Origin of the sequence: Streptomyces sp. NBC_01003 (genome assembly GCF_045162695.1) — a bacterium.
Classification (GTDB): Bacteria; Actinomycetota; Actinomycetes; order Streptomycetales; family Streptomycetaceae; genus Streptomyces.
The window spans coordinates 759,849-779,944 of sequence record NZ_CP108707.1 but is presented as its reverse complement, the minus strand read 5'-3'; the positions used below and the strand labels follow the sequence as shown (position 1 = coordinate 779,944).

At 70.0% G+C, this 20,096-nt stretch carries 20 protein-coding genes; 10 read left to right on the top strand and 10 right to left on the bottom strand.

Annotated features, from left to right (window positions below):
- Positions 1 to 94 precede the first annotated feature (94 nt).
- From OG698_RS03735 to OG698_RS03725, 3 genes are all read right to left on the bottom strand, one after another.
- Positions 95 to 1,330, bottom strand: coding sequence for a hypothetical protein (locus tag OG698_RS03735; RefSeq protein WP_406101390.1), 1,236 nt, complete (start codon positions 1,328 to 1,330; stop codon positions 95 to 97).
- A gap of 854 nt (positions 1,331 to 2,184) precedes the next feature.
- Entirely contained in the window at positions 2,185 to 2,757 is a 573-nt protein-coding gene (locus OG698_RS03730) for a GNAT family N-acetyltransferase (protein WP_406101389.1), read from the bottom strand.
- Between the two features lie 71 nt (positions 2,758 to 2,828).
- Complete coding sequence (locus OG698_RS03725; protein ID WP_406101387.1) at positions 2,829 to 3,254, bottom strand: hypothetical protein; 426 nt, start codon at positions 3,252 to 3,254, stop codon at positions 2,829 to 2,831.
- A gap of 141 nt (positions 3,255 to 3,395) precedes the next feature.
- Between OG698_RS03725 and OG698_RS03720 the strand changes: the two genes are divergently transcribed.
- A complete protein-coding gene (locus tag OG698_RS03720; protein ID WP_406101385.1) occupies positions 3,396 to 4,133 on the top strand; it encodes a class I SAM-dependent methyltransferase in 738 nt (245 codons plus the stop codon).
- Positions 4,134 to 4,250: 117 nt separating this feature from the next.
- Here the strand turns inward: OG698_RS03720 and OG698_RS03715 are convergent, their stop codons facing one another.
- Entirely contained in the window at positions 4,251 to 5,447 is a 1,197-nt protein-coding gene (locus OG698_RS03715) for an amidohydrolase (RefSeq protein ID WP_406101384.1), read from the bottom strand.
- Between the two features lie 227 nt (positions 5,448 to 5,674).
- On the opposite strand from OG698_RS03715, the gene OG698_RS03710 reads away from it, so the two are divergent.
- On the top strand, positions 5,675 to 6,679 hold the full coding sequence (locus OG698_RS03710) for an Lrp/AsnC family transcriptional regulator (protein WP_406101382.1): 1,005 nt from the start codon (positions 5,675 to 5,677) through the stop codon (positions 6,677 to 6,679).
- Positions 6,680 to 6,838: 159 nt separating this feature from the next.
- A complete protein-coding gene (locus OG698_RS03705) occupies positions 6,839 to 7,609 on the top strand; it encodes a type 1 glutamine amidotransferase (protein WP_406101381.1) in 771 nt (256 codons plus the stop codon).
- On the opposite strand, the gene OG698_RS03700 is transcribed toward OG698_RS03705, so the two are convergent.
- Positions 7,569 to 7,754, bottom strand: coding sequence for a DUF1737 domain-containing protein (locus tag OG698_RS03700; protein WP_406101379.1), 186 nt, complete (start codon positions 7,752 to 7,754; stop codon positions 7,569 to 7,571). The genes OG698_RS03705 and OG698_RS03700 overlap by 41 nt on opposite strands.
- A 174-nt stretch (positions 7,755 to 7,928) precedes the next feature.
- Here OG698_RS03700 and OG698_RS03695 point away from each other — a divergent pair, with 174 nt between their 5' ends.
- Positions 7,929 to 8,717, top strand: a complete 789-nt coding sequence (locus OG698_RS03695) for an oxidoreductase (RefSeq protein ID WP_406101378.1) — start codon at positions 7,929 to 7,931, stop codon at positions 8,715 to 8,717.
- A gap of 53 nt (positions 8,718 to 8,770) precedes the next feature.
- Here OG698_RS03695 and OG698_RS03690 read toward each other — a convergent pair whose 3' ends face one another.
- A complete protein-coding gene (locus OG698_RS03690) occupies positions 8,771 to 10,246 on the bottom strand; it encodes a hypothetical protein (protein WP_406110821.1) in 1,476 nt (491 codons plus the stop codon).
- Positions 10,247 to 10,402: 156 nt separating this feature from the next.
- On the opposite strand from OG698_RS03690, the gene OG698_RS03685 reads away from it, so the two are divergent.
- Entirely contained in the window at positions 10,403 to 10,996 is a 594-nt protein-coding gene (locus OG698_RS03685) for a DinB family protein (RefSeq protein ID WP_406101377.1), read from the top strand.
- A 46-nt stretch (positions 10,997 to 11,042) separates the two neighbouring features.
- Here the strand turns inward: OG698_RS03685 and OG698_RS03680 are convergent, their stop codons facing one another.
- From OG698_RS03680 to OG698_RS03670, 3 genes are all read right to left on the bottom strand, one after another.
- Positions 11,043 to 11,822 carry an SDR family NAD(P)-dependent oxidoreductase gene (locus OG698_RS03680; protein WP_399975913.1) on the bottom strand — a complete coding sequence of 260 codons (780 nt, stop codon included), beginning with the start codon at positions 11,820 to 11,822 and terminating at the stop codon, positions 11,043 to 11,045.
- 57 nt (positions 11,823 to 11,879) lie between these two features.
- The gene (gene cpt, locus OG698_RS03675) at positions 11,880 to 12,413 is read right to left on the bottom strand and encodes a chloramphenicol phosphotransferase CPT (RefSeq protein WP_406101376.1); all 534 of its coding nucleotides are present in this window, start codon (positions 12,411 to 12,413) and stop codon (positions 11,880 to 11,882) included.
- Between the two features lie 89 nt (positions 12,414 to 12,502).
- Positions 12,503 to 13,033, bottom strand: a complete 531-nt coding sequence (locus tag OG698_RS03670; protein ID WP_406101375.1) for a carboxymuconolactone decarboxylase family protein — start codon at positions 13,031 to 13,033, stop codon at positions 12,503 to 12,505.
- 74 nt (positions 13,034 to 13,107) lie between these two features.
- Here OG698_RS03670 and OG698_RS03665 point away from each other — a divergent pair, with 74 nt between their 5' ends.
- The 3 genes from OG698_RS03665 to OG698_RS03655 all read left to right on the top strand — a co-directional run bounded on the left by OG698_RS03665 (position 13,108) and on the right by OG698_RS03655 (position 15,354).
- Positions 13,108 to 14,097 (top strand): pirin family protein, encoded by a 990-nt coding sequence (locus OG698_RS03665; RefSeq protein WP_406101373.1) that lies wholly within the window; start codon positions 13,108 to 13,110, stop codon positions 14,095 to 14,097.
- 19 nt (positions 14,098 to 14,116) lie between these two features.
- Positions 14,117 to 14,464, top strand: coding sequence for a GNAT family N-acetyltransferase (locus OG698_RS03660; protein ID WP_406101372.1), 348 nt, complete (start codon positions 14,117 to 14,119; stop codon positions 14,462 to 14,464).
- Between the two features lie 263 nt (positions 14,465 to 14,727).
- Positions 14,728 to 15,354, top strand: coding sequence for a DUF4232 domain-containing protein (locus OG698_RS03655; RefSeq protein WP_406101371.1), 627 nt, complete (start codon positions 14,728 to 14,730; stop codon positions 15,352 to 15,354).
- A gap of 21 nt (positions 15,355 to 15,375) precedes the next feature.
- Here the strand turns inward: OG698_RS03655 and OG698_RS03650 are convergent, their stop codons facing one another.
- Complete coding sequence (locus OG698_RS03650) at positions 15,376 to 16,653, bottom strand: PucR family transcriptional regulator (protein ID WP_406101370.1); 1,278 nt, start codon at positions 16,651 to 16,653, stop codon at positions 15,376 to 15,378.
- Between the two features lie 188 nt (positions 16,654 to 16,841).
- Here OG698_RS03650 and OG698_RS03645 point away from each other — a divergent pair, with 188 nt between their 5' ends.
- Both OG698_RS03645 and OG698_RS03640 read left to right on the top strand, forming a co-directional pair.
- On the top strand, positions 16,842 to 18,638 hold the full coding sequence (locus OG698_RS03645; RefSeq protein ID WP_406101369.1) for a DUF3556 domain-containing protein: 1,797 nt from the start codon (positions 16,842 to 16,844) through the stop codon (positions 18,636 to 18,638).
- Entirely contained in the window at positions 18,635 to 20,062 is a 1,428-nt protein-coding gene (locus OG698_RS03640) for a phytoene desaturase family protein (protein ID WP_406101368.1), read from the top strand. The genes OG698_RS03645 and OG698_RS03640 overlap by 4 nt, the downstream gene beginning before the upstream one ends.
- Positions 20,063 to 20,096 lie beyond the last annotated feature (34 nt).

Genomic DNA, 20,096 nt, shown 5'->3' with positions numbered 1-20,096 from the left:
AGTGATGCATTCGTGACTGCATTGTCGTGCAGCCGCTGAAGCCCCACTCCGATACGCGTGATGGGGGCCTGCCCGAGCGGCCCGCGGGAGCGGCTCACGGCCACTGCCGAGCGTGGGCGGCGATGGCGCCCAGCACCTCCGGCATGTCTTGCTCCGGTGCTGCTATCAGTACCTCCGAGCCCCGGCCCGGGCCGTCGAGGACCTCGCAGACGGCGACGAGGGGGTGGGTCGGTTGGGTCTGCTGCCCGCGGCTGTACCAGCGCTGCTGTTCTGCTCTCTGTGCGCGTGCTTCTTCGTCGAGGTAGGGGTGGATCGAGTACCGGCGTACTGCGCGCGGGTCGCTGCGGTACGGCGGCCGTACGGTGATCACCCGCAGCGGGCCCGGCAGCGGCTTCAGCGCCACCTTCGCGGCCGGGTCAGGGGTCGTGCCGATGACGTCCGGTCCTACGTACAGCGGGCCCTTGATGGCGAGCTTCCACGCGCCGGTGCCGGACACGGCGCCGTCCACCGCGTGCAATTCGACCGGCTCCACCGGCTCCACGTCGCACTTGCGCGGCAGCCGGGTCCGCGTCCACCACCGCAGCCAGAGCAGAGCGGGTACCAGTAGGGCCACGGCCGCCACCGCGAAGCTCAGCACCACCGCTCGGGGCCGGGGTTCGATCAACGCCGCCAATGCCCCGACGCCGCCCGCGGTGGCCAGGGCAAGTACGGGTGCGAGCCACTGCCATGCCATCGTCAGCGGGTTGCGCCGCCCGCGCAGCAGCAGCCACATCGCCGCCCACAGCGGCCCGAGTCCGAGCCCCCACAGGACGGAGGTCAGGGCCGCGGGCGTAGTGAAGAGCCGGCCCGGGTAGCGGCTGGTGTGTACGACGGACCTGTCGTCGCCGCTGTCCTTCCCGGCCTGGATCATGCGTACCGAGCCGCGCCACCAGAACAGCGTCACCGGTTCCCCGGCCCGTGCCCGCCCGTACACCGAGTCCCGCTCGTCGTGGGAGCGGGTGTCGCTGTAGGCGAGTTCCATCGTGCGGCGGTGGTCGGCCCGGGTCAGTTCCAGGGTGTACTTGGTGCGGGAGCGTTTGGGCGTGTAGGCGGAGTCCCGCACGGTGACGCGTTCGCGCTGCAGGCAGTACGGCTTGCGGTTGAGGCCTCCGCACACCTTCAACTGGCCGGTGCGACGACCGTTCTCGACGATGGCCACCTTCGAGAAGGCGACGTCGTCCCCGCGCGCCTGTTGCGCGGTCTGCCACAGCGGCCAGGACGCCCCGAGCAGTACGACGGCAAGGAGCAGGCCCACTCCCGCGCGGACGAAGTCCCCGATCCCGGATCTCATATGCCCCTCGCTGCCCCAAGCCCCGCCCTGTGCCTCACCCTGCGGAGCGAGGTGCGGGAATCCTACTCAGCGCGTGCACGGGGCCCGTAGGCGGATGGGTCCGCCACGCACCGGTCCGATGGCGACTCACAGCCAAGCGGTCCGTGGACTGAGCGCTAACGACTCCCCGGTGCGGCTCGGGGATTCTGTTCTGAGGCGTACGGACACGACCAGGCACTGGACTTCTCGCTGTACGCCGTCCGCCGCCTGGGCATCGAGCCACCGGCCGGGAGCCGCGACACCGCGTCGCCGGAAGCCTCTGGGCTGCCTGCGGAGGTATGGCCAGGCGGGCCACAACTACAGGGGGAACATCCCATGCAGATCACCGAGCGAGTCGCCTCGGTCGCCGCCAGTGGCGTCATGATCACCGCCGCGGCTCTCGGATTCGGGGCCGGACCCGCGAGCGCGGCGCCATCGGTCTCCTTCAGCAATTCGCCCGACCCGAACGGCACGACGATCTACGCCTACATCAATGGCGAGTTCGCCGGCGACGGCAGGTGGTACCAGGATCCGACCGACGCCCGCAAGGGCGACACCGTGTGTGCCGAGGACGGCACGGGCGACGGCTACTACATCCGCGCCGAACTCGCCGTCGGCCTCTCCGCGAACACCAATCACGACACCGCCCCGGCCGTCCACTGCAACACCCAGAACCTTCCGGAGGGCCACACCTTCAACATGCGCGTCTGTGTGGTGAAGGGCGAGGCCACTGCTCGCGGTGGTACTCCGTCACCGCCTGACCATCTCCTGAGTGCTGTACGGGCCTCGTACTGCCAGAGTGCGGGGCCCGTGGTGTCCCCGGTGGCCCGTCCAGGTCACTCAAGGCGGAGTCGCATCAGAACCCTGGGGTGGCCGGCCAGCACCGAGGTGGTCCGAGCGGCGACGGTGAACCCCGCGCGCTCGAAGTTCTTGCGCAGCCCCGCGTATGCCATCGTGAGGTCGACCTTCGCGTCGCCGTTGTCCAAGGGGTACGCCTCGATCGCCGGTGCGCCCTGTGCGCGGGCGTACTCGACGGCGCCCGCGATGAGAGCGTGCGAGATGCCCTTCTTGCGGTGGCCGGGGCGGACCCGGATGCACCACAGCGACCACACCGGCAGGTCGTCGACATGGGGGATCTTGCGGTTGCGCGCGAAAGAGGTGTCCGCGCGTGGTGCGACAGCGGCCCAGCCGACGGGTTCGGCACCGTCGTAGGCGAGAACTCCGAGTGGGGGACCCGTGCGGCACAGCTCGGCGACGTACTCGCCGCGGGCCGGTCCACGGAGCTCGTTGTTGAGCTTGGAGGGGATCCGGTAACTCAGGCACCAGCAGACGGTCGACGCGGGCGACTTCGGGCCGACGAGGGTACGGACATCCTCGAAGACCGAAGCCGGGCGAACCTCGATGGTCATGCGGCCAGAGTGCCACGGCGTACGTACCGACGCAGCTCAACCTGCGGGGCGAACCGGCGGTGCCATGCGGCTCACCGGGCCGTGATTGCCAGGCGTTGCGGGAGCCGGGTGACGGCGGCCGTTGCCGCGAGGGCGAGTGTGACGCCGACGGCGGCGGCGATGGTCGTGGCCCAGGCCGGTTCGGGGGAGCCGGACAGGACGGCGCCGGTGAGCCGGCTCCCGCCGTACAGGAGGGCCACTGCCGCGAGTGCGGCCGGCCAACGGTGCCGCACGCCCGTGATGATGTCGTCGATGACGTTCAGGACGACGATCACGGTCATGATGTCGGCGCCGCCGTACTCCTCGTCCCAACCGGCCGCGGTGACCGCCGTCCCGACGGCGATCGACGCCAGCCAGATCCCTGTCAGGCGCGCGTACGACGTGGGTTGACGCCGTTCCGTGCCGCGCGGAAGCCAGAAGAACCGCGTGATGTGCTGGGTGACCCTGTACTTCTCCATGGTCCGCGTCCCCGTTCCCCCGTTGCCGGCTCCTGCCGGCGTTCTGTGGTTGGACACATGACGGCGCGCCGCGGTTGTGCCGAGCGGAACTGGCCGGAAGTTGTCGGGGGTTCACGGATCGTGCCCGATACCTTCGGTCGCATGCCAGATGAGGGATTTGAACATCCACGGCTCGCCGCCGTGTACGACGCGCTCGATCCTGACCGCAGCGATCTCGACGCGTACGTGGGTATGGCGGAGGAGTTCGGAGCGCGTCGGGTGCTGGACATCGGCTGCGGGACGGGAGTGTTCGCGCTGCTGCTCGCCGATCGGGGGATCGAGGTCGTGGGGGTCGACCCCGCGCGGGCGTCCGTCGATGTGGCCCGGGGCAAGCCCGGCAGCCAGCGGGTGCGCTGGATCTGTGGCGACGCGACAGCGCTCCCGCCCCTGCGGACGGATCTGGCGACCATGACGGCGAACGTCGCGCAGGCCATCGTCGACCCGACGGTCTGGCGGCGGACGCTGCATGGGGCGTACGAGGCACTGCGGCCCGGCGGGCGCCTGGTGTTAGAGACGCGGGACCCGGCCAGACGTGCCTGGGAGGAGTGGAACCGCGAGGAGTCCTACTCGAAGACGCGGATCCCGGGAGTTGGTGTGGTCGAGAGCTGGGTCGAGGTGACCGACGTGAGTGGGCCGTTGGTGACGTTCCGGTGGACGTACGTATTCGCCGAGGACGGTGAGGTGCTGACCTCCGATTCGACCCTGCGGTTCCGCGAACAGCCGGAGATCGAGGCGCAGTTGGTCTCGCGAGGCTTCGTGGTCGACGAGGTTCGTGACGCCGCTGACCGCCCCGGCAAGGAGTTGGTCTTTGTGGCGCGGCGTCCGGAGGGCCGGGGCTGAGTGCAGTGCTGTACGACCCCATGGTGCGCGTGCGCGTGGGCCCCGGCCCTGGACCGGCGCCAGGTTCACACCGAGTCGAGCCACTCCGCGGCGGCGTCGAGCAGATGAGTGACCCCGTTACGCAGCGCGGGATCCGCCACCGGTGCGAAGAACGGCGAGTGGTTGCCGTGCGCGGTGGGCGGCTGCTCGCCCGCCGGATCGGCGCCCTCCCAGCTGCTGGGCTCCGTGCCGCCGAAGAACCAGAAGACGGACGGACACTCGGCCGCAGTGGCGAGCAGGCCGAAGTCCTCGCTGCCCGACAGCGGGGAGCGCAGGGTGTGCACCTGAGCGCCGCCCGCCCCGAGCGCGCGGAGGACGCGTTCCGTCGCCCCGTCCGAATTGACCGTCAGGGGAAAGGAGGGGAAAGGAGTTGATCTCGCTGAACTCCGGGGGGCGAGGCGCGCCGGAGGTCGCTGCCTCCCCTTCGACCGTACGGCGCACCGCGGCGAGCACCCGCTCCCGCACGGCGGCGTCGAACGTCCTGATATTGATCTTGAGTTCGGCCTCGTCGGGGATGATGTTCTCCTTGGTGCCGGCCCGCAGTGAGCCCACCGTGACGACCGCCGACTCCGTCGGCGAGACCTCGCGGGCCACAATTCCCTGCAACCGCATGACCGTCGCCGCCGCCATGACCACGGGGTCGACCGTGGCGTGCGGAGCCGAACCGTGCCCGCCCCGTCCGAGCAGACGTGCCCTGAGACTGTCCGCCGCGGCCATCACGACACCGGGGCGCGTAGCCACCGAACCCAGCGGGAGCGGCCCCACATGCTGGCCGAGCACCACGTCGGGCCGCGGGAATCGCTCCAGGAGACCGTCGGCCAGCATGGCCCTGGCCCCGGCGGCTGTTTCCTCGCCAGGCTGGAAGATCGCCAGCAGCGTGCCGCGCCAGAGTTCCCGGTGCGCCGCCAACTGGCCAGTGGCGCCGAGCAGAGCCGCCGTGTGCAGATCGTGGCCGCAGGCGTGCATGAGCGGAACCGGCTCGCCGTCCGGCGACAGTGCCGTATCCGTGGACGCGTAGTCGAGTCCCGTCGCCTCGCGTACGGGGAGGCCGTCCATGTCGGCCCGGAGCGCGACCACCGGTCCTTCGCCGTTACGCAGCACCCCGACCACCCCCGTGCCGCCGACGCCCTCGGTGACCTCCCAGCCCTGCCCACGCAGCTCCGCGGCGACGATCCCGGCCGTGCGGTGCTCCTGCATGGACAGCTCGGGATGGGAGTGCAGGTCACGGTAGAGCAGGCCGAGGCCGGGCAGCCGGGCGTCGAGGCCGTCCCGCAAGGGCAACGCCCTCGCGCGGCGCGGGAACGGTCAGGGACCTGTCGGTCTCCATGTCAGTCCTCCCAGATCTCCGGCGGGGTCCGGGGGTCGGGGGTCGACACCGGGGCCGAAGTGAGTCCAGGATGGGGACCATTGATCACTCACTCGTGATAACGCAGGAATTCGACGGAGAACCGTGCACGATGCCTGACAGCAGCACAGAAGGGCCGGAAGGACGCCGGGATACGGTGGCCGGTTCGCTTCAGGAGTCGGACCTGGCGTTGATCGAGGCCCTGCAGCGCAGCCCGCGTGCGCCGTGGTCACAGATCGGGCCGGCGCTCGGCGTGGACGCCACCTCCGCGTCCCGGCGCTGGCACCGGCTGGTCGGTCAGGGGCTGGCCTGGCTGACGGCTTACCCCTCCGCGAGCACGACCAGCTTCGCCTACGTCGACGTACGCTGCCGACCGAACACCGTCGACGAAGTGACGCGCCGCCTGTGCGCGCTGCCCCAAGTCCTCAGCGTCGAGGAGGTGACGGGTGACTTCGATCTGTTCCTGACCGTGGCGGCCCCGACGCCGGCCGCCCTCGCCGTGCTCGTCCGCCGGGATCTGCCCTCCGCGCCGGGCGTGGAGGCGACGGCCATCCACCTCGGCCTGCGCCTCTACCAAGAGGGGAGCGGCTGGCGCATGCGGGCTCTGGACCGGCAGCAACGCTCACTCCTGGTACCCCCACAGCAACCTCCGCGCCGCTCCCCGACTGGGGCCACCGCCGACGCGGCACTCATCGCCGCGCTCGGCCCGGACGGGCGGCGAAGCCACCAGGAACTGGCCAGGGACCTGGGCGTCAGCGAGGCGACGGTGCGCCGCAGGCTCCAGCGGCTGCTGGAGACGCGGTCCGTCCACTTCCGCTGCGACTTCGCCCAGAGCGCCGCCGGCTGGCCGCTCACCGCCACCTACCGCATCGAACTCCCGGCTCACCAACTGAACGCGGCAGCACGCACGCTCAGCCTCATGCCCGAGGTCCGGCTGTGCAGCGCGGTGAGCGGGACCGCCAACTTCCTGGTCATCGCATGGGTGCGCACGACGGAGGACGTCACGGGATTCGAGGCCCACATGTGTGAGCAGCTCCCGGATCTGCGCGTGCTCGATCGCACGGTCACGCTCGTCACGGCCAAGCGCATGGGCCGACTCCTCGACCCGCACGGCAGGGCGGTGGGCCATGTCCCATGGGACGGCCCGCGCATCACTCTGTGAGGGGAGGGGGTGGTGCGTTCTCCTGCCTGTCATCGTGTGCGAACTACCCGAAGGAGGTATGACATTGCTGCTGGCCACTCGCGAGATGGGCTTCGCCCGGGAGGTGTCGAACAAGGTGTGTTTCCTGCATCAGGGTGTACTGGTCGCGGAGGGGCGGCGGTGAGCGCCGCGCGGGTGCTCGTCGTCGAGCACGAGGAGGATGCGGGCCCGGCTCAGCTCGGTGAACGCCTCGCCGGACAGGGGCTGTCGATCGACATGTGCCGCCCCTGGGCGGGAGACGCACTGCCCGACACCTTGGACGACCACGATGCGCTGCTCGTCCTCGGCGGTTCGATGGGCCCGCACGACGATGAACGCGCGCCCTGGCTGCCGCCTGTACGGGACCTGCTGCGCCAGGCCGTGGCTCGTGACGTGCCCACGCTGGCGATCTGCCTGGGCATGGAGCTGCTGACGGTGGCGTGCGGCGGCGAAGTCCGGCACGCCGCACACCCCGAGGTAGGACTCTGTGAACTGACGCCACTTCAGGAGGCGGCAACGGACCCGCTGTTCGGCCCCTTCTCGGAAGCGGGCGCGGGCATGCCATGGCGCGCGGTGCAATGGCACTGGGAGGAGACCGGCACCCTCCCCGACGGAGCCGTTCCGCTCGTCACCAGCCAGCGCTGTGCCCATCAGTCGTACCGGATCGGGACATCTGTCTGGGGTGTTCAGTTCCACCCCGAGGTCCTGGCTGACGACATCCGCACCTGGGGAACGTCGGACGTCGGCCCGCTGCGGGCCCTCGGACTCGAACCCGCCGGCGTCGTGGCCGAGGTGGCTGGGGCGGAGACAGGGCTGCGCGCGCTGTGGGGTGCGTTCGCCGAGCAGTGGGCCGCGATCGTGACCGATCCTGCTACGGCGATGCCGGCCGGACCACTGCCTGGGCGACGATGACGTTCCCACCGTCGAAGGTGACGGCGGGGCCTTGATGCAGTTCGTGGCCAAGGCCGAGCGCTTCGCTGACGCGTTGGCAGAACGAGGCGTCATACGGGCCGGTCAGGACTCGGTAGCGAGGCAATCCGTCGGGCGGTGTGCTCATGAGGGAGCGGATTTCAGGCGCCCTGGCGAACCGATCTGCCGGGCCACCATGTCCTCCATGTGCGCCAGACGGTGTTGCCGCGCGTCGCGCCGTGCGCGCCGCCGGAATCCGTATTGTGAAACGCCGTCCCGTTTGCGCGGTTTTCGCTCGCCGCCCGGCGCAGAAAGGCGTCTCATGGAATTGAAGCTGAAGGGCAGAGCCGCGGTGGTGACCGGTGCGAGCAAGGGCATCGGGCTGGCCGTCACCAAGGCCCTCGTGGCCGAAGGGGTCCGCGTGACGGCAGGGGCGCGCCACGTGGGCGATGAACTGGCCGACCTCGTCCGGACAGGATCGGTTCGGGCCGTCGAGGTGGATCTGGCGACTCCCGAAGGGCCCGCCGCGCTCGTCTCGGCGGCGGGCTCCGCCTTCGGGCCGCCCGACATCCTGGTCAACAACGTCGGCGCGGTCCGGACGCGCACCGGTGGCTTCTCGTCCGTCACCGACCAGGACTGGACGACCACCCTGGACATCAATTTCCTCGCCTCCGTACGAGCCACCCGCGAGGTGCTGCCGCTGATGCTCCAGCGCACCGCCGGGTCGATCATCACGGTGGCGTCCATCAACGCACGACTGCCCGACCCGCTCGTGATCGACTACTGCGCGGCGAAGGCGGCGCTGCTGAGCTTCAGCAAGTCGCTGTCCAAGGAGCTGGGGCCGAGCGGCATCCGCGTCAACACCGTCAGCCCGGGTCCGGTCGCCACGGATATGTGGCTGGGGAAGGACGGCGTAGCGGCAACTGTCGGTCAGGCCGGGGGACTTGAGGCGGACGCTGTCATCGAACACGTCGCGCGGGACGCCGCGACCGGCCGCTTCACCCACCCCGAGGAGGTCGCCGAGCTCGTACTGCTTCTGGCCTCCGACCGAACCGCCAATGTCACCGGCTCCGACTTCGTCATCGACGGAGGCATGATCACCACGGTGTGATGCCACCGGGAGCGGGGCCGTCCCTCGGTGGCATCGCGGTCACGTCGGTGGTCTCAGGGTGCGATGCCCACGCCGTCGATCCGGCTCCAGGTCTTCTCCTGGCCGGCGGTCATGGCCGGCCAACGCAGGCCACCCGGACGCGGGTTGACCCGTGACGCGTAAGCGCTGGGGGAGAAGCCCGGGTCGTAGAAGCAGCCGGTGCCGTACCTGCCGTCGAGTGCGGTGCACGAGGCCGCGATCGAGTTCGGCGTCGGCTTCTTCCCGGTCCGCACCCAGGCGTCCAGTGCGGTGATCGAGTTGGCGTACTCGGAGTTGCTCAGCTCACTGTGTTCGCCTTCCCGAGTGAACGTCTGCACCAAGTGCCGCTCGCGGTGGGCGCCTTGGAGGCCGGCCCGGTAGGCCGCCTCGTGCTCGACGAACGCGGTGGGGTCGTCGATCGCGTGCATGGTGAGCACGGGGATGGTCACCTTGCCCGTGAGGTCGCTGTCGTAGGAGAGGTCGCGTACGGCGGTCGGGTCGGCCGAGAACCGCTCGACCCCGGCATTGAGCGCCCGGTCGTCGTGGGAGCCGGAATACCGTACGCCCTGATTGCTGAAGGGATTCCGCCCGCCGAGCCGGCTGTGCACGATGTCGCGGAACGTGAACGTGGCGAACCGCAGGTGCGACTCGAGGGTGCGCTCGGGGATCTTCGTGACCGCGAGGATGTCGTCGAGGTTGCGCTGTTGAGCCGCCGTCCGCTCCTCGGGTTCGGAGGCGTACCCGGTGCATTCCTGAAGGCGCGCCCGCAGCCCGGCGGCCGTCATGGTCGAGTCGGCACGCAGCCCTTCCCACAGCGGGTACTGAGGCTCGGTGGGCCGGGGATGGTTGCGGCAGTAGTACTGATAGACCACGCGCAGGTCGACCCGGTAGTCGTATCCGCGAGAACCGCCGCCGAGAACGCCGCTGGTGAGAAGGGCTCCGTCGTACGGGCCGCGCTTCGCCGCGCCGTAGGTCTCGACGACCTTGGCGGCGACATTGCCGCCCCAGGACTGGCCGTGCACGTAGGTCCGCCTCGGCTTGCCGAACTCGGTCACGAACAGGCGACGCAGATTCTCGGTGTCGGCGGCGGCCATCCGCGTCCCGTAGCCACCACGCCGATACGACGAACCGGCCCAGGCGTAGCCCTCGTCCACCATCACCGCCCAGCGGCTCAGGTCGTCGACGCTGCGCTCGGGGTCGGACCCCGCGCCGAGGTCAGGGCCGCCGTGGGCGTGCACCACGAGCGAGCCGTTCCATGTCTTGGGGACGGCGATCGCGTAGTAGGCGCCGTTCGAGTCCTGGCCGGTGTAACAGGTCGCCTTCCCGGCCAGATTCGCGGGGCAGGCGGTGGAGGCCGGTCTGCTCGCGGGGGCGGCCGACGAAGCGGAAGCCGGCACGGGGAGTGCGCAGGCGACCAGACCCGCGATGCCTGCAACCGTCGCCGCGCGCCGGTGGTGCCGACCGGACACGGACCTCGTGCGGAAACCCGATGCGATGCGTCTGGTCATCATGCCCATGGGCCTGCTCCTCGTCACCCTGCGCGCACCGTTGCGCGGCGGGGGAGATGCTAGGGACGGCCGAGCCGAAATCCTATGACGGGATCAGTAGCGTTCATATTGTTCGCTGACGAGGGTGAACGACTCTCGCGCGGGCGGCAGACTGGCCCCATGACCGCTTCGGAGCCCAAAGCTGACCTTCACTTCTATCTGCAGTCCGCCCGCGATGCCCTGATGTGGAAGCTCGAAGGGCTGTCCGAGTACGACATCCGCCGCCCGTTGACACCGACCGGAACCAACCTGCTCGGCCTCGTGAAGCACGTGGCCAGCGTCGAACTCGGCTACCTCGGTGACACCTTCGGGCGGCCGACCGGTGAGTCCCTGCCCTGGGTCGAGGAGAGCGCAGAGCTCAACGCGGACATGTGGGCCACCGCCGACGAGTCACGCGAGTTCATCGTGGAGCTCTATCGGCGCGCGTGGGCGCATGCCGACGCGACGATCGACGCGCTGCCGCTGGACACCGTCGGCAAGGTGCCGTGGTGGCCCAGTGGCAGGGACGAGGTGACGCTGAATCATGCCGTCGTACGCGTCATCGCCGATACGCATCGCCACGCCGGCCATGCCGACATCATCCGCGAACTCGTGGACGGCGCCGCGGGGATGAGCAAGGGCAACGACAGCATGGCCTCGGACGACCCGGCCTGGTGGGAGGAGCATCGAGGCCGGGTCGAGCGTGCGGCTCGGGAGGCCGACCACGGGGCGTAGTTTCAACTGACGTGACATGCACGGCAGTTGAGCCCACCCTGGGCCGCTAGTGAACCGAGAATCCGCCGTCGACGAAGATTGCCTGGCCGGTGACGTAGGCGGACGCCGGGCCGGCCAGGAACACCGCGGCTCCGGCGAAGTCCTCGGCCAGGCCGTTGCGGCCGACCATCGTGCGGGCGGCCAGCGCGGCCACCTTTTCGGGGTCGGACGACAAGCGCGCGTTGAGCGGAGTCATGACGAAGCCCGGCACGAGCGTGTTGCAGGTGACGCCGTGGGGCGACCACGCCTCGGCCTGCGAGCGGGCCAGCGCCTCCAAGGCGCCCTTGGATACCCCGTATGCGCCGCTCTGGACGAACGCCCGGTGCGCCTGCTGGGAGGTGATGTGGATGATCCGCCCGAAGCCCCGCTCGGCCATGCCGGGTCCGAAGCGCCGGCCCAGGAGATGGGGTGCCTCCAGGTTGACCGCCATCGTGGCGTCCCACACCTCGTCGCCGAGCTCGCTCATCGGGGGCCGCAGGTTGATCCCGGCGCTGTTGACGAGGATGTCGGGCTCGCCGAACACCCCGGCCGCCTGCTCCGCTGCCGCGCGCACCCCGTCGCGGGTGCTCAGGTCCGCGCTCACCCAGGCCGCTCGGCAACCCTCCGCCGTCAGCTCGTCGACTGTGGCGGTGAGTTCGGCCTCCTTGCGGGCCACGATCACCACGCTCGCCCCAGCGCGGGCGAGCGCACCGGCGATGGCTTTGCCGATGCCGGAGCTGCCACCGGTCACCACGGCGGTCCGGCCGTCGAGCGAGAACAGTTCGGAGAGGTAGTTCTGCGAGGTCATGACCGCACCCTAAACGGCGCCGTCATGGTGACAGCACCCGGGCCGACCTGCGGAAAATCACTTGACCTGGGCGGCGATGGTCCGCGCGCACTCCAGGGACTCCGTGTGCGTGGTGTCCACCTCCAGGTCGTAGACGACGCCCCGGTGGACCGTCTCCGCCTGCAACGCGGCCATCCCCTGGGCGCGGTCCCCGCGGACGATCTCGCGGCCCGCGGCGACCTCGCTGTCGCACCTGACCCCGACCCACAGCACGTCGAGTCCGCCCAGAGCTTTCTGCCACCGCTGCTGGGACTCCGTCCCGCCGAGGAACACGTCATCGATGAGGATCCGGGCGCCTGCACCGGCCGTCGCGGCGACCCCCTCCATCCATGCTGCTTCCAGCTCCCGGAACACCGCTCCGACGCTCACTGCGCCGGCTGAAGCGATCTCGATTCCTTCGCCCGATGCCTTCATGGACGCGGGCATCGCCTCGATCAGCCGGTCGATGCCGAAAGCGAGCCATGGATCCGGCAGTACCGCCTGTAGGCACCGGACGATCCCGGACTTGCCCGAACTGGACCCACCGTTCAACACGATCACCTGAGTCGTCACCGAGTCAGGGTAGAGGCACCCACCACGGCACACGAAGCGAATTTCGGCAACCGTCTGAATGGCCAGGGATGTGAATGTCTGAGGATGCGTCAGTCATCCGCCCGTACCGGGTGTTTGCTGAGGATCGATACGCGGTTGAACGCGTTGATCGTTATTGCGACCCAGATCACGGCGGCGATCTGATCCTCGGTGAGCTCGGCCCGGGCGGCGGTGTAGGCGGATTCCTGCGCGACGGCGTCGGACGGCACGGTCGTCGCCTCCGCCAGTCCCAGGGCCGCTCGTTCCGTGGGGCTGAACAGTTCCGTGTCCCGCCACGCCGACAGCACGCCCAGCCGCTCGGTCGTGTCGCCGGCGCGCTGCGCCGCCCGGGTGTGTACGTGCAGGCAGTAGGCGCAGCCGTTGATCTGTGACACGCGGAGGTTGACCAGTTCCACCAGCCTGCGGTCGAGGCCCGCGTCCGCGGCTGCCGCTCGCACCGCCTCCGACGACTGCACGAGTGAGTGGTAGGCCTTGGGGCTCTGCTTGTCGATGAAGATCCGCCGGGGTGTGGATCCCGCCGCCGGCTGGTTCGACGTGGACTTCTCCGGGCCGCTCGCGGGCCCTTGCTCCGATGTGTACATGGGGCCGTTTCGTGTTCTAAGATCGAGACAAGTTGTTGAACATAAAACTATCATGGCTGGAGGAGGTGGCCGCGATGAGTAATGCGGAAGCAGGTCCGGTCGGAGTGCATGACGGCTCCCGGGTGGCAGGCGAGCTGTCGGCCGAGGGGCAACGGGCCGACGTGCTCGCCCCGCGCGACGTCCCTCTGGGCGGGCCGCGGGCGATGACCGTGCGACGTACGCTCCCGCAGCGGTCCCGGACCCTGATCGGTGCCTGGTGTTTCGCCGACCACTACGGCCCCGACGATGTCGGCCGCACAGGTGGCATGGATGTCGCCCCGCATCCCCACACCGGACTGCAGACGGTGAGCTGGCTGTTCAGCGGGGAGATCGAGCACCGCGACAGCCTCGGCAGCCACGCCTACGTTCGGCCCGGTGAGCTGAACCTGATGACCGGCGGACACGGCATCAGCCACAGCGAGGTCTCCACCCCGCGCACCACGACCTTGCACGGCGTCCAGCTCTGGGTGGCGCTCCCCGAAGAACACCGGCACACCGAGCGGGACTTCCAGCACCATGTGCCCGAGCCGGTGCGGACGGAGGGCGCCGAGATCAGGGTCTTCCTGGGTGTCCTGGCCGGATCCGTCTCCCCGGTGCCGACCTTCACGCCCCTGCTCGGCGCCGAGATCACCCTTGCGCCGCGTGCGTCGCTCACGCTCACCGTGGACGCCGATTTCGAACACGGCGTACTCGTGGACCACGGGGACGTCCGTGTGGCCGACACCCTGCTACGCGCCGCCGACCTGGGCTACGTCCACCCTGGCGCCGACACCCTGACCCTCGTCAACGAGTCCGACGAGACGGCCCGGACGGTCCTTCTCGGCGGAACGCCGTTCGAGGAGGAGATCGTGATGTGGTGGAACTTCATCGGCCGCAGTCACGAGGACATCGTCCGGGCGCGAGAGGAATGGGAGAGCGCCTCGGAGCGTTTCGGCGCTGTCGAGGGCTACCCCGGAGACCGTCTCCCCGCCCCTGCTCTGCCCCATGCCACCATCGCGCCGCGCAAGAACCCCCCGCGTCGCTGATCTCTTCCAAAGGAACCCGATGACCCAGCCTTCCTCTGTTCCCTCTGTTCCCTCCGTCGAGCGGAACGATGAGCGCCACCGGTACGAGATCCTGGTCGACGGCGCACGTGCCGGGCTGACCGCCTACCGCGACCGTGGTGTGCAACGTGTCTTTTTTCACACGGAAGTTGACGAGGCGTATGCCGGACAGGGCCTGGCCGGCCGGCTGGTCCAGCAGGCACTCACCGACGTGCGCAAGCTCGGCAAGAGGATCGTCCCGGTCTGCCCCTACGTGGCCAAGTTCCTCGAGAAGCACGAGGAGTTCGCCGACATCACCGACCCGGTCACCCCCGAGATCCTGCAGTGGCTGGACGCCGAACTGGCCTGATCCGTCGTGTCGGCCGCGCTCCGCCGCATCCAACTCCCTCTGTCCTGCGCGGGCACACACCGCGCATGCCGGATCTCGCCCGCCAGGGCGTCTGTAACAGCCATGTATTAGAGGACGGTTGAACGGAACGGGTCCCGCGCAGCCAGGGTCTCAATGATCAGCAAGCGATCGACAGCCGATCAGGAAGCGATCGGCAAGCGATCGATCAACGATCAGTACGGCTCGCTCAAGACGATTGAGCGGACCCCCTGAAAGGGACCCCCATGCGCGTCCAGAAGTTCTCCCTCCTCGCCGTCGCCGTCGCCGCGGGCCTCTCGCTCACCGCCTGCCAGAGCGGCGACGACTCCTCGGCCGGGTCGGACGACTCCTCCTCTTCCGCCCAGAGTTCCGGTTCTCAGGACTCCGGCGGCAGCAGCGCATCGACCGGCAACGGCACCAGCACGGCGGGATCCGACGCGAGTACCGGGGGTTCCTCCAACGGCGGTTCAGGAACGGGTACGGGTGCCTGCCAGACCTCCCACCTCGCCTTGAGCAGCTCCGGCGGCATGGCCGAGGGCACGCTCATCGTGAACCTGAAGAACACCGGTTCCGCCACCTGCACCCTCAAGGGTTTCCCCGGAGCCGACCTGAAGAGCAAGGACGGCACCGTCAGCGCCGAGCGCAGCAAGCTCGCCCCGCCGAGCGTCAGCGTCAAGCCCGGCGAGGAGACCCGCTTCACGCTCCACTACCCGTCGAACGGCTCCGGCGGCTCCGGCGTCACCTTCACCAGCCTCGTCGTCACCCCGCCCAACGAGACGCACTCCCACACCCTGCCCGTCACCATCAACGTTCCCGCCACCGACGGCTCCGGCCCGGCCATCACGGTCGACCCCGTCGGCACCGGCAAGTGACCGGCGGGCGCGAGGGATCCGTCACGTAAGGACCGCACTCCCCAGCCAGTGCGCGGCGAGCAGCGCGGCGCGGACGTGGAAGTCGTCGTCGAGGCTGTGGGCGCCGTCCGGCAGCAGTGCCGTCGCCTGCTGCACCCGGTACTGGACGGAGTTGCGGTGCAGGTTCATCGCCTGTGCCGCGGCCGCGTAGCTGCGGTGGTGGGTGAGGAACGTCTCAAGCGTCTCGCGCAGGGTGGCACCGCGTGGCCCGGTCTGCGCCAGTTCGCCCAGCGTGGCCGTCACGAAGTCGTGTACGGCCGGGAGGTCTCCGGCCATCAGCGCGACCGGTGCCACCTCGGCGTAGTGCACCCAGCGCGGTCGGCCGGCGCGCGGGTCCCGTTTCCTCGCGCCGGCGAGCCGCGTCCGCGTGCCGTCGAGTCGCGTCGTGAGGATCTCCTTGACCTGGGCGGCCTGGCGCGCCGATGTGCGGAAGCCGGCCAGGTCGGCGCCGGGGCGTCCCACGGTGGCATGGAGGAGCGTTCCCTCCGGCGCCACGAGTCTCTCCAGCTGGCTGCCGCCCGTGGCCGGAAGCGCGAGCCACAGGCGCGCCTCGCGCTCGTCGGTCGGTACGACGAGCGTGGCGCGCGCCCGGAGCACCGCCATGGCGTGGGCGCGCACGTCCTCCACGGCGGCGATCAGGTCGAACGAGGTCATCTCCCGGGCCGGCCACAGCGTCAGCGCGACATGGCGCGCGTCCAGCGGGTAGCGCAGTGCCCGCTCGGCGGCCGCCCTGTCCACCGGGCCGCCGCCCAGCAACTCGTTGACCCATTGCTGGCGTACGCCGCTCCGGCTGGCCACCCACCGCTCACGCTCGCGCTCGTAGGCCCGCCCGACCTGCTCGCAGATTTGGTCGATGAACAGCGCCGAGCGGCGGACAAGGACAAGAACGAGCGGCACCCGGTCGTCGGGCGGCAGGTCGTCGAGGCGGGCGAAGGCCTGGTCGAGGACCAGGGAATGCCCGATGCGATAGGCGCGGATGAGGGCCGAGAGCGGCACGTCGCGCTGGGCCAGCACGCGGGCGTACGCCAGGGCCGCGGTCGGCGCCTCCAGATCGTCCGGGTCGATGCCCTGCTTGATGAAGTTCAACGCGGCCACGATGTTCTCGGTGATGCTCGCTTCGAGCAGGGAACGCAGGGCGGCGTCGTGATTGAGCGCGGCGATCTGGGTGGGCGTCACCCGCACGAGCCCCGCGATGAGCTCTTCCCGCGCGTCCCAAAGGCTGTCGACCGCTGCGATGGCCAAAGACTGTTCTGTCGACATGCCCGGACCTTACGCGGAAGCCCTCTCCCCTCGTTCGTGCCCGCCGCACGAAAGCCCGCGCACATCTTGTGACGCGCGTCCGTCGCCGCGGCGGGGCAGTTGGGCCTACGTTCACGGAGGCCACCAGGAGGGGCGCCACCGCCTTCCTCCCGACGAACGGCTCCGACGAGACACAAAGGTGTGACCTCATGGGCTTCATCAAACCCCAACTGCCGCCTGTCGACGCCGACACGTTCCGCACTCTGCCGCGCCGCGAGCGCCTGGAGATCCTCACCCGGGACTGGGTCGAGTACGGCTTCGGCAGCCCCTACGGGGTGCTCCTGTTCTACGTCGTCAAGTGCCTGCTCTACGGCGGCGGGGCGGCCCTGGTGATCTCGCTGACCCCTGGCCTCGGAACCGTCACCGACGTGGCCTCCTGGTGGGAAGAGCCGATCGTCTACCAGAAGCTGATCGTCTTCACCCTCCTGTGGGAAGTGGTCGGCCTCGGCTGCGGATCCGGCCCGCTCACCTCCCGCTTCAACCCGCCGATCGGCTCCATCCTGTACTGGCTGCGGCCGGGCACCATCAGGCTGCCTCCGTGGCCGGACAAGGTGCCGCTGACCCGAGGCGATCGCCGTACCGTCGCCGACGTCCTGCTGTACGCCGCCGTACTCGCCTCGGGCGCATGGCTGCTGAGCCGCCCGGGCGACGGGAGCATCATCGCGGGATTCGGCCACGTCGGCCTGCTCGACCCGTTGGCGGCCGTACCGCTCATCGCGACCGTCGCCGTGCTCGGCCTGCGGGACAAGACCATCTTCCTCGCGGCACGCGGCGAGCAGTACTGGCTGTCGCTGCTGGTCTTCTTCTTCCCCTACAGCGACATGTTCATCGGCTTCGAGCTCGTCATGCTGGCGCTGTGGTGGGGAGCCGCGACGTCCAAGCTCAACCACCACTTCCCGTTCGTGGTGGCGACGATGATGAGCAACGCGCCCCTGATCCCCTCGGGCCGCGTCAAGCGGGTCTTCTACCGCGACCACCCGCGCGACCTGCGCCCCTCCAGGCTGCCGTTCCTCCTGGCCCACATCGGAACCGCCACCGAGTACGGCGTCCCGCTCTACCTGGTGTTCTTCGGCGACGGCGGCTGGTGGACGTGGGCGGCCCTGATCTACATGGCCGTCTTCCACCTCCACATCCTCTCGACGGTCCCCATGGGCGTACCGCTGGAGTGGAACCTCTTTTTCATCTTCTCGCTCTTCTACCTCTTCGGTGCCCACGGCGACGTCATGGTCCAGGACCTGCAATCGCCCTGGCTGCTGGTCGTGATCCTGCCGAGCCTGCTGTTTCTGCCGATCCTCGGCAACGTACGGCCCGACCTCGTCTCCTTCCTCCCCGCGATGCGCTACTACGCGGGCAACTGGGCCACCACGGTGTGGGTGTTCACCGGCGACGCCCTGGAGCGACTGGAGGCGGGACTGACCACGTCGTGCCGCCTGCCCACCAGGCAGCTGGAGACCCTGTACGACGCGGACACCGCCCTGCTGATGGCCGGCAAGGCGCACGGCTGGCGGGCCATGCACGCCCATGGCCGCGCCCACAACGGACTCGTCGACCGGGTCACCGACGGCCAGGAAGACGCCGTCGTCGAGGGAGAGCTGATCGGCGGCTTCGCGATCGGCTGGAACTTCGGCGAGGGCCACCTCCACGACGACCAGCTCCTGCGTGCCGTACAGGCCCGCTGCGGCTTCGCGCCCGGCGAGGTCCGCGTGGTGTGCCTGGAGAGTCAGCCGATCCACCGGCAGACTCAGACGTATGAGGTCCACGACGCCGCCCTCGGCCTGCTGGAACGCGGACACGTCAAGGTGCGCGACATGGTGACCCGGCAGCCCTGGCCCACCGACGGCCCGCACTATCCGGTCTACGAGGTGCAGTCCCTGCACCCGCTGCGGCCGGTGCCCGACGCGGACAGCTCCGTCGAGGGTCTGCCGCCCATGGACACGGCGTCATGACGTCCGCCGTCATCGTCGGCGGCGGGCCCAACGGGCTCGCCGCCGCGGCCCTGCTCGCGAAGGCGGGCCTTGAGGTCACGCTCCTCGAAGCCGCGGACGAGGTCGGCGGCGGCACCCGCAGCCACGAGGCCATCCTGCCCGGCCTGCTGCACGACCACTGCTCGGCCATCCACCCGATGGCCGTCGCCTCGCCGGCGCTTCGCTCACTCGGCCTCGAACGGCACGGACTGCGCTGGAAGTTGGCGGACGTCGACTGCGTACACCCGCTGGACGACGGCAGTGCGGGGGTACTGATGCGCTCCGTCGAGGACACCGCCCGCATGCTCGGTGCCGACGCCGGACGGTACCGGGCACTCTTCGAAACGCCCGTGCGCCACTGGGACGCTCTCGCCCAGGACGTCATGCGCCCCCTGCTGCGCGTCCCGACGCACCCGCTGCTGCTCGCGCGCTTCGGCCTGCCGACCACCCTGCCCGCCAGCGTCCTCGCACGTCTCTTCAAAACCCCCCAGGCGCAGGCGCTGTGGGCGGGCGTCGCGGCGCACGCGTTCCGTCCGCTGACCCACCCGTTCACGTCGGCGATCGGACTGGGCATCCTCACCGCCGGGCACGCCGCCGGGTGGGCCGTCGCCGAGGGCGGCTCACAGTCCATCGCCGGCAGCCTCGAGAAGGTACTGGGCGAGCACGGCGGCACGATCCACACCGGCGTACACATCACCCACTCCTCGCAGATCCCGCCCGCCGACGTGACGCTCCTCGACCTCGACCCCGGCCAGATCGCCCGCATCTACGGCGACCGGCTACCCGCCCGCGTACGGTCCGCCTACCGGCACTTCCGCCGCGGTCCCGGCGCGTTCAAGGTCGACCTGGCCGTCGAAGGCGGCGTGCCCTGGACGAACGAGGACGCGCGACGCTCCGGCACCGTCCACCTCGGCGGCCCGTTCGCCGACGTGGCACGTGGGGAGCGGGACGTCGTGGCCGGACGGATGCCCGAGCGCCCCTTCGTCCTGGTCGGCCAGCAGTACCTGGCCGACCCCACCCGCTCGGTCGGCGACGTACACCCAGTCTGGGCCTACGCGCATGTCCCGTACGACTACGACGGAGACGCCACCGAAGCGATCCTGTGCCAGTTCGAGAGATTCGCCCCCGGCGTACGCGAACGCATCGTGGGCCGGCACATCACCCGGCCCGCCGACTTCGCCGCGGCCAACCCCAACTTCGTCGGAGGCGACATCGTCACGGGAGCCAAGACGGTCCCGCACCTGCTCCTCGGCCCGCGCCCCGCGCTCGACCCCTACGGCACCGGCCTGCCCGGCGTGTTCATCTGCTCGGCCGCCACGCCGCCCGGCCCCGGCGCACACGGCATGTGCGGCGCCGGCGCGGCGAGGTCCGCTCTGAGGCACCTCGGAGTCCGGCAATCCGTCTGACGCCGTGTCACGAGTGAACGCGACGGGGCCCCGA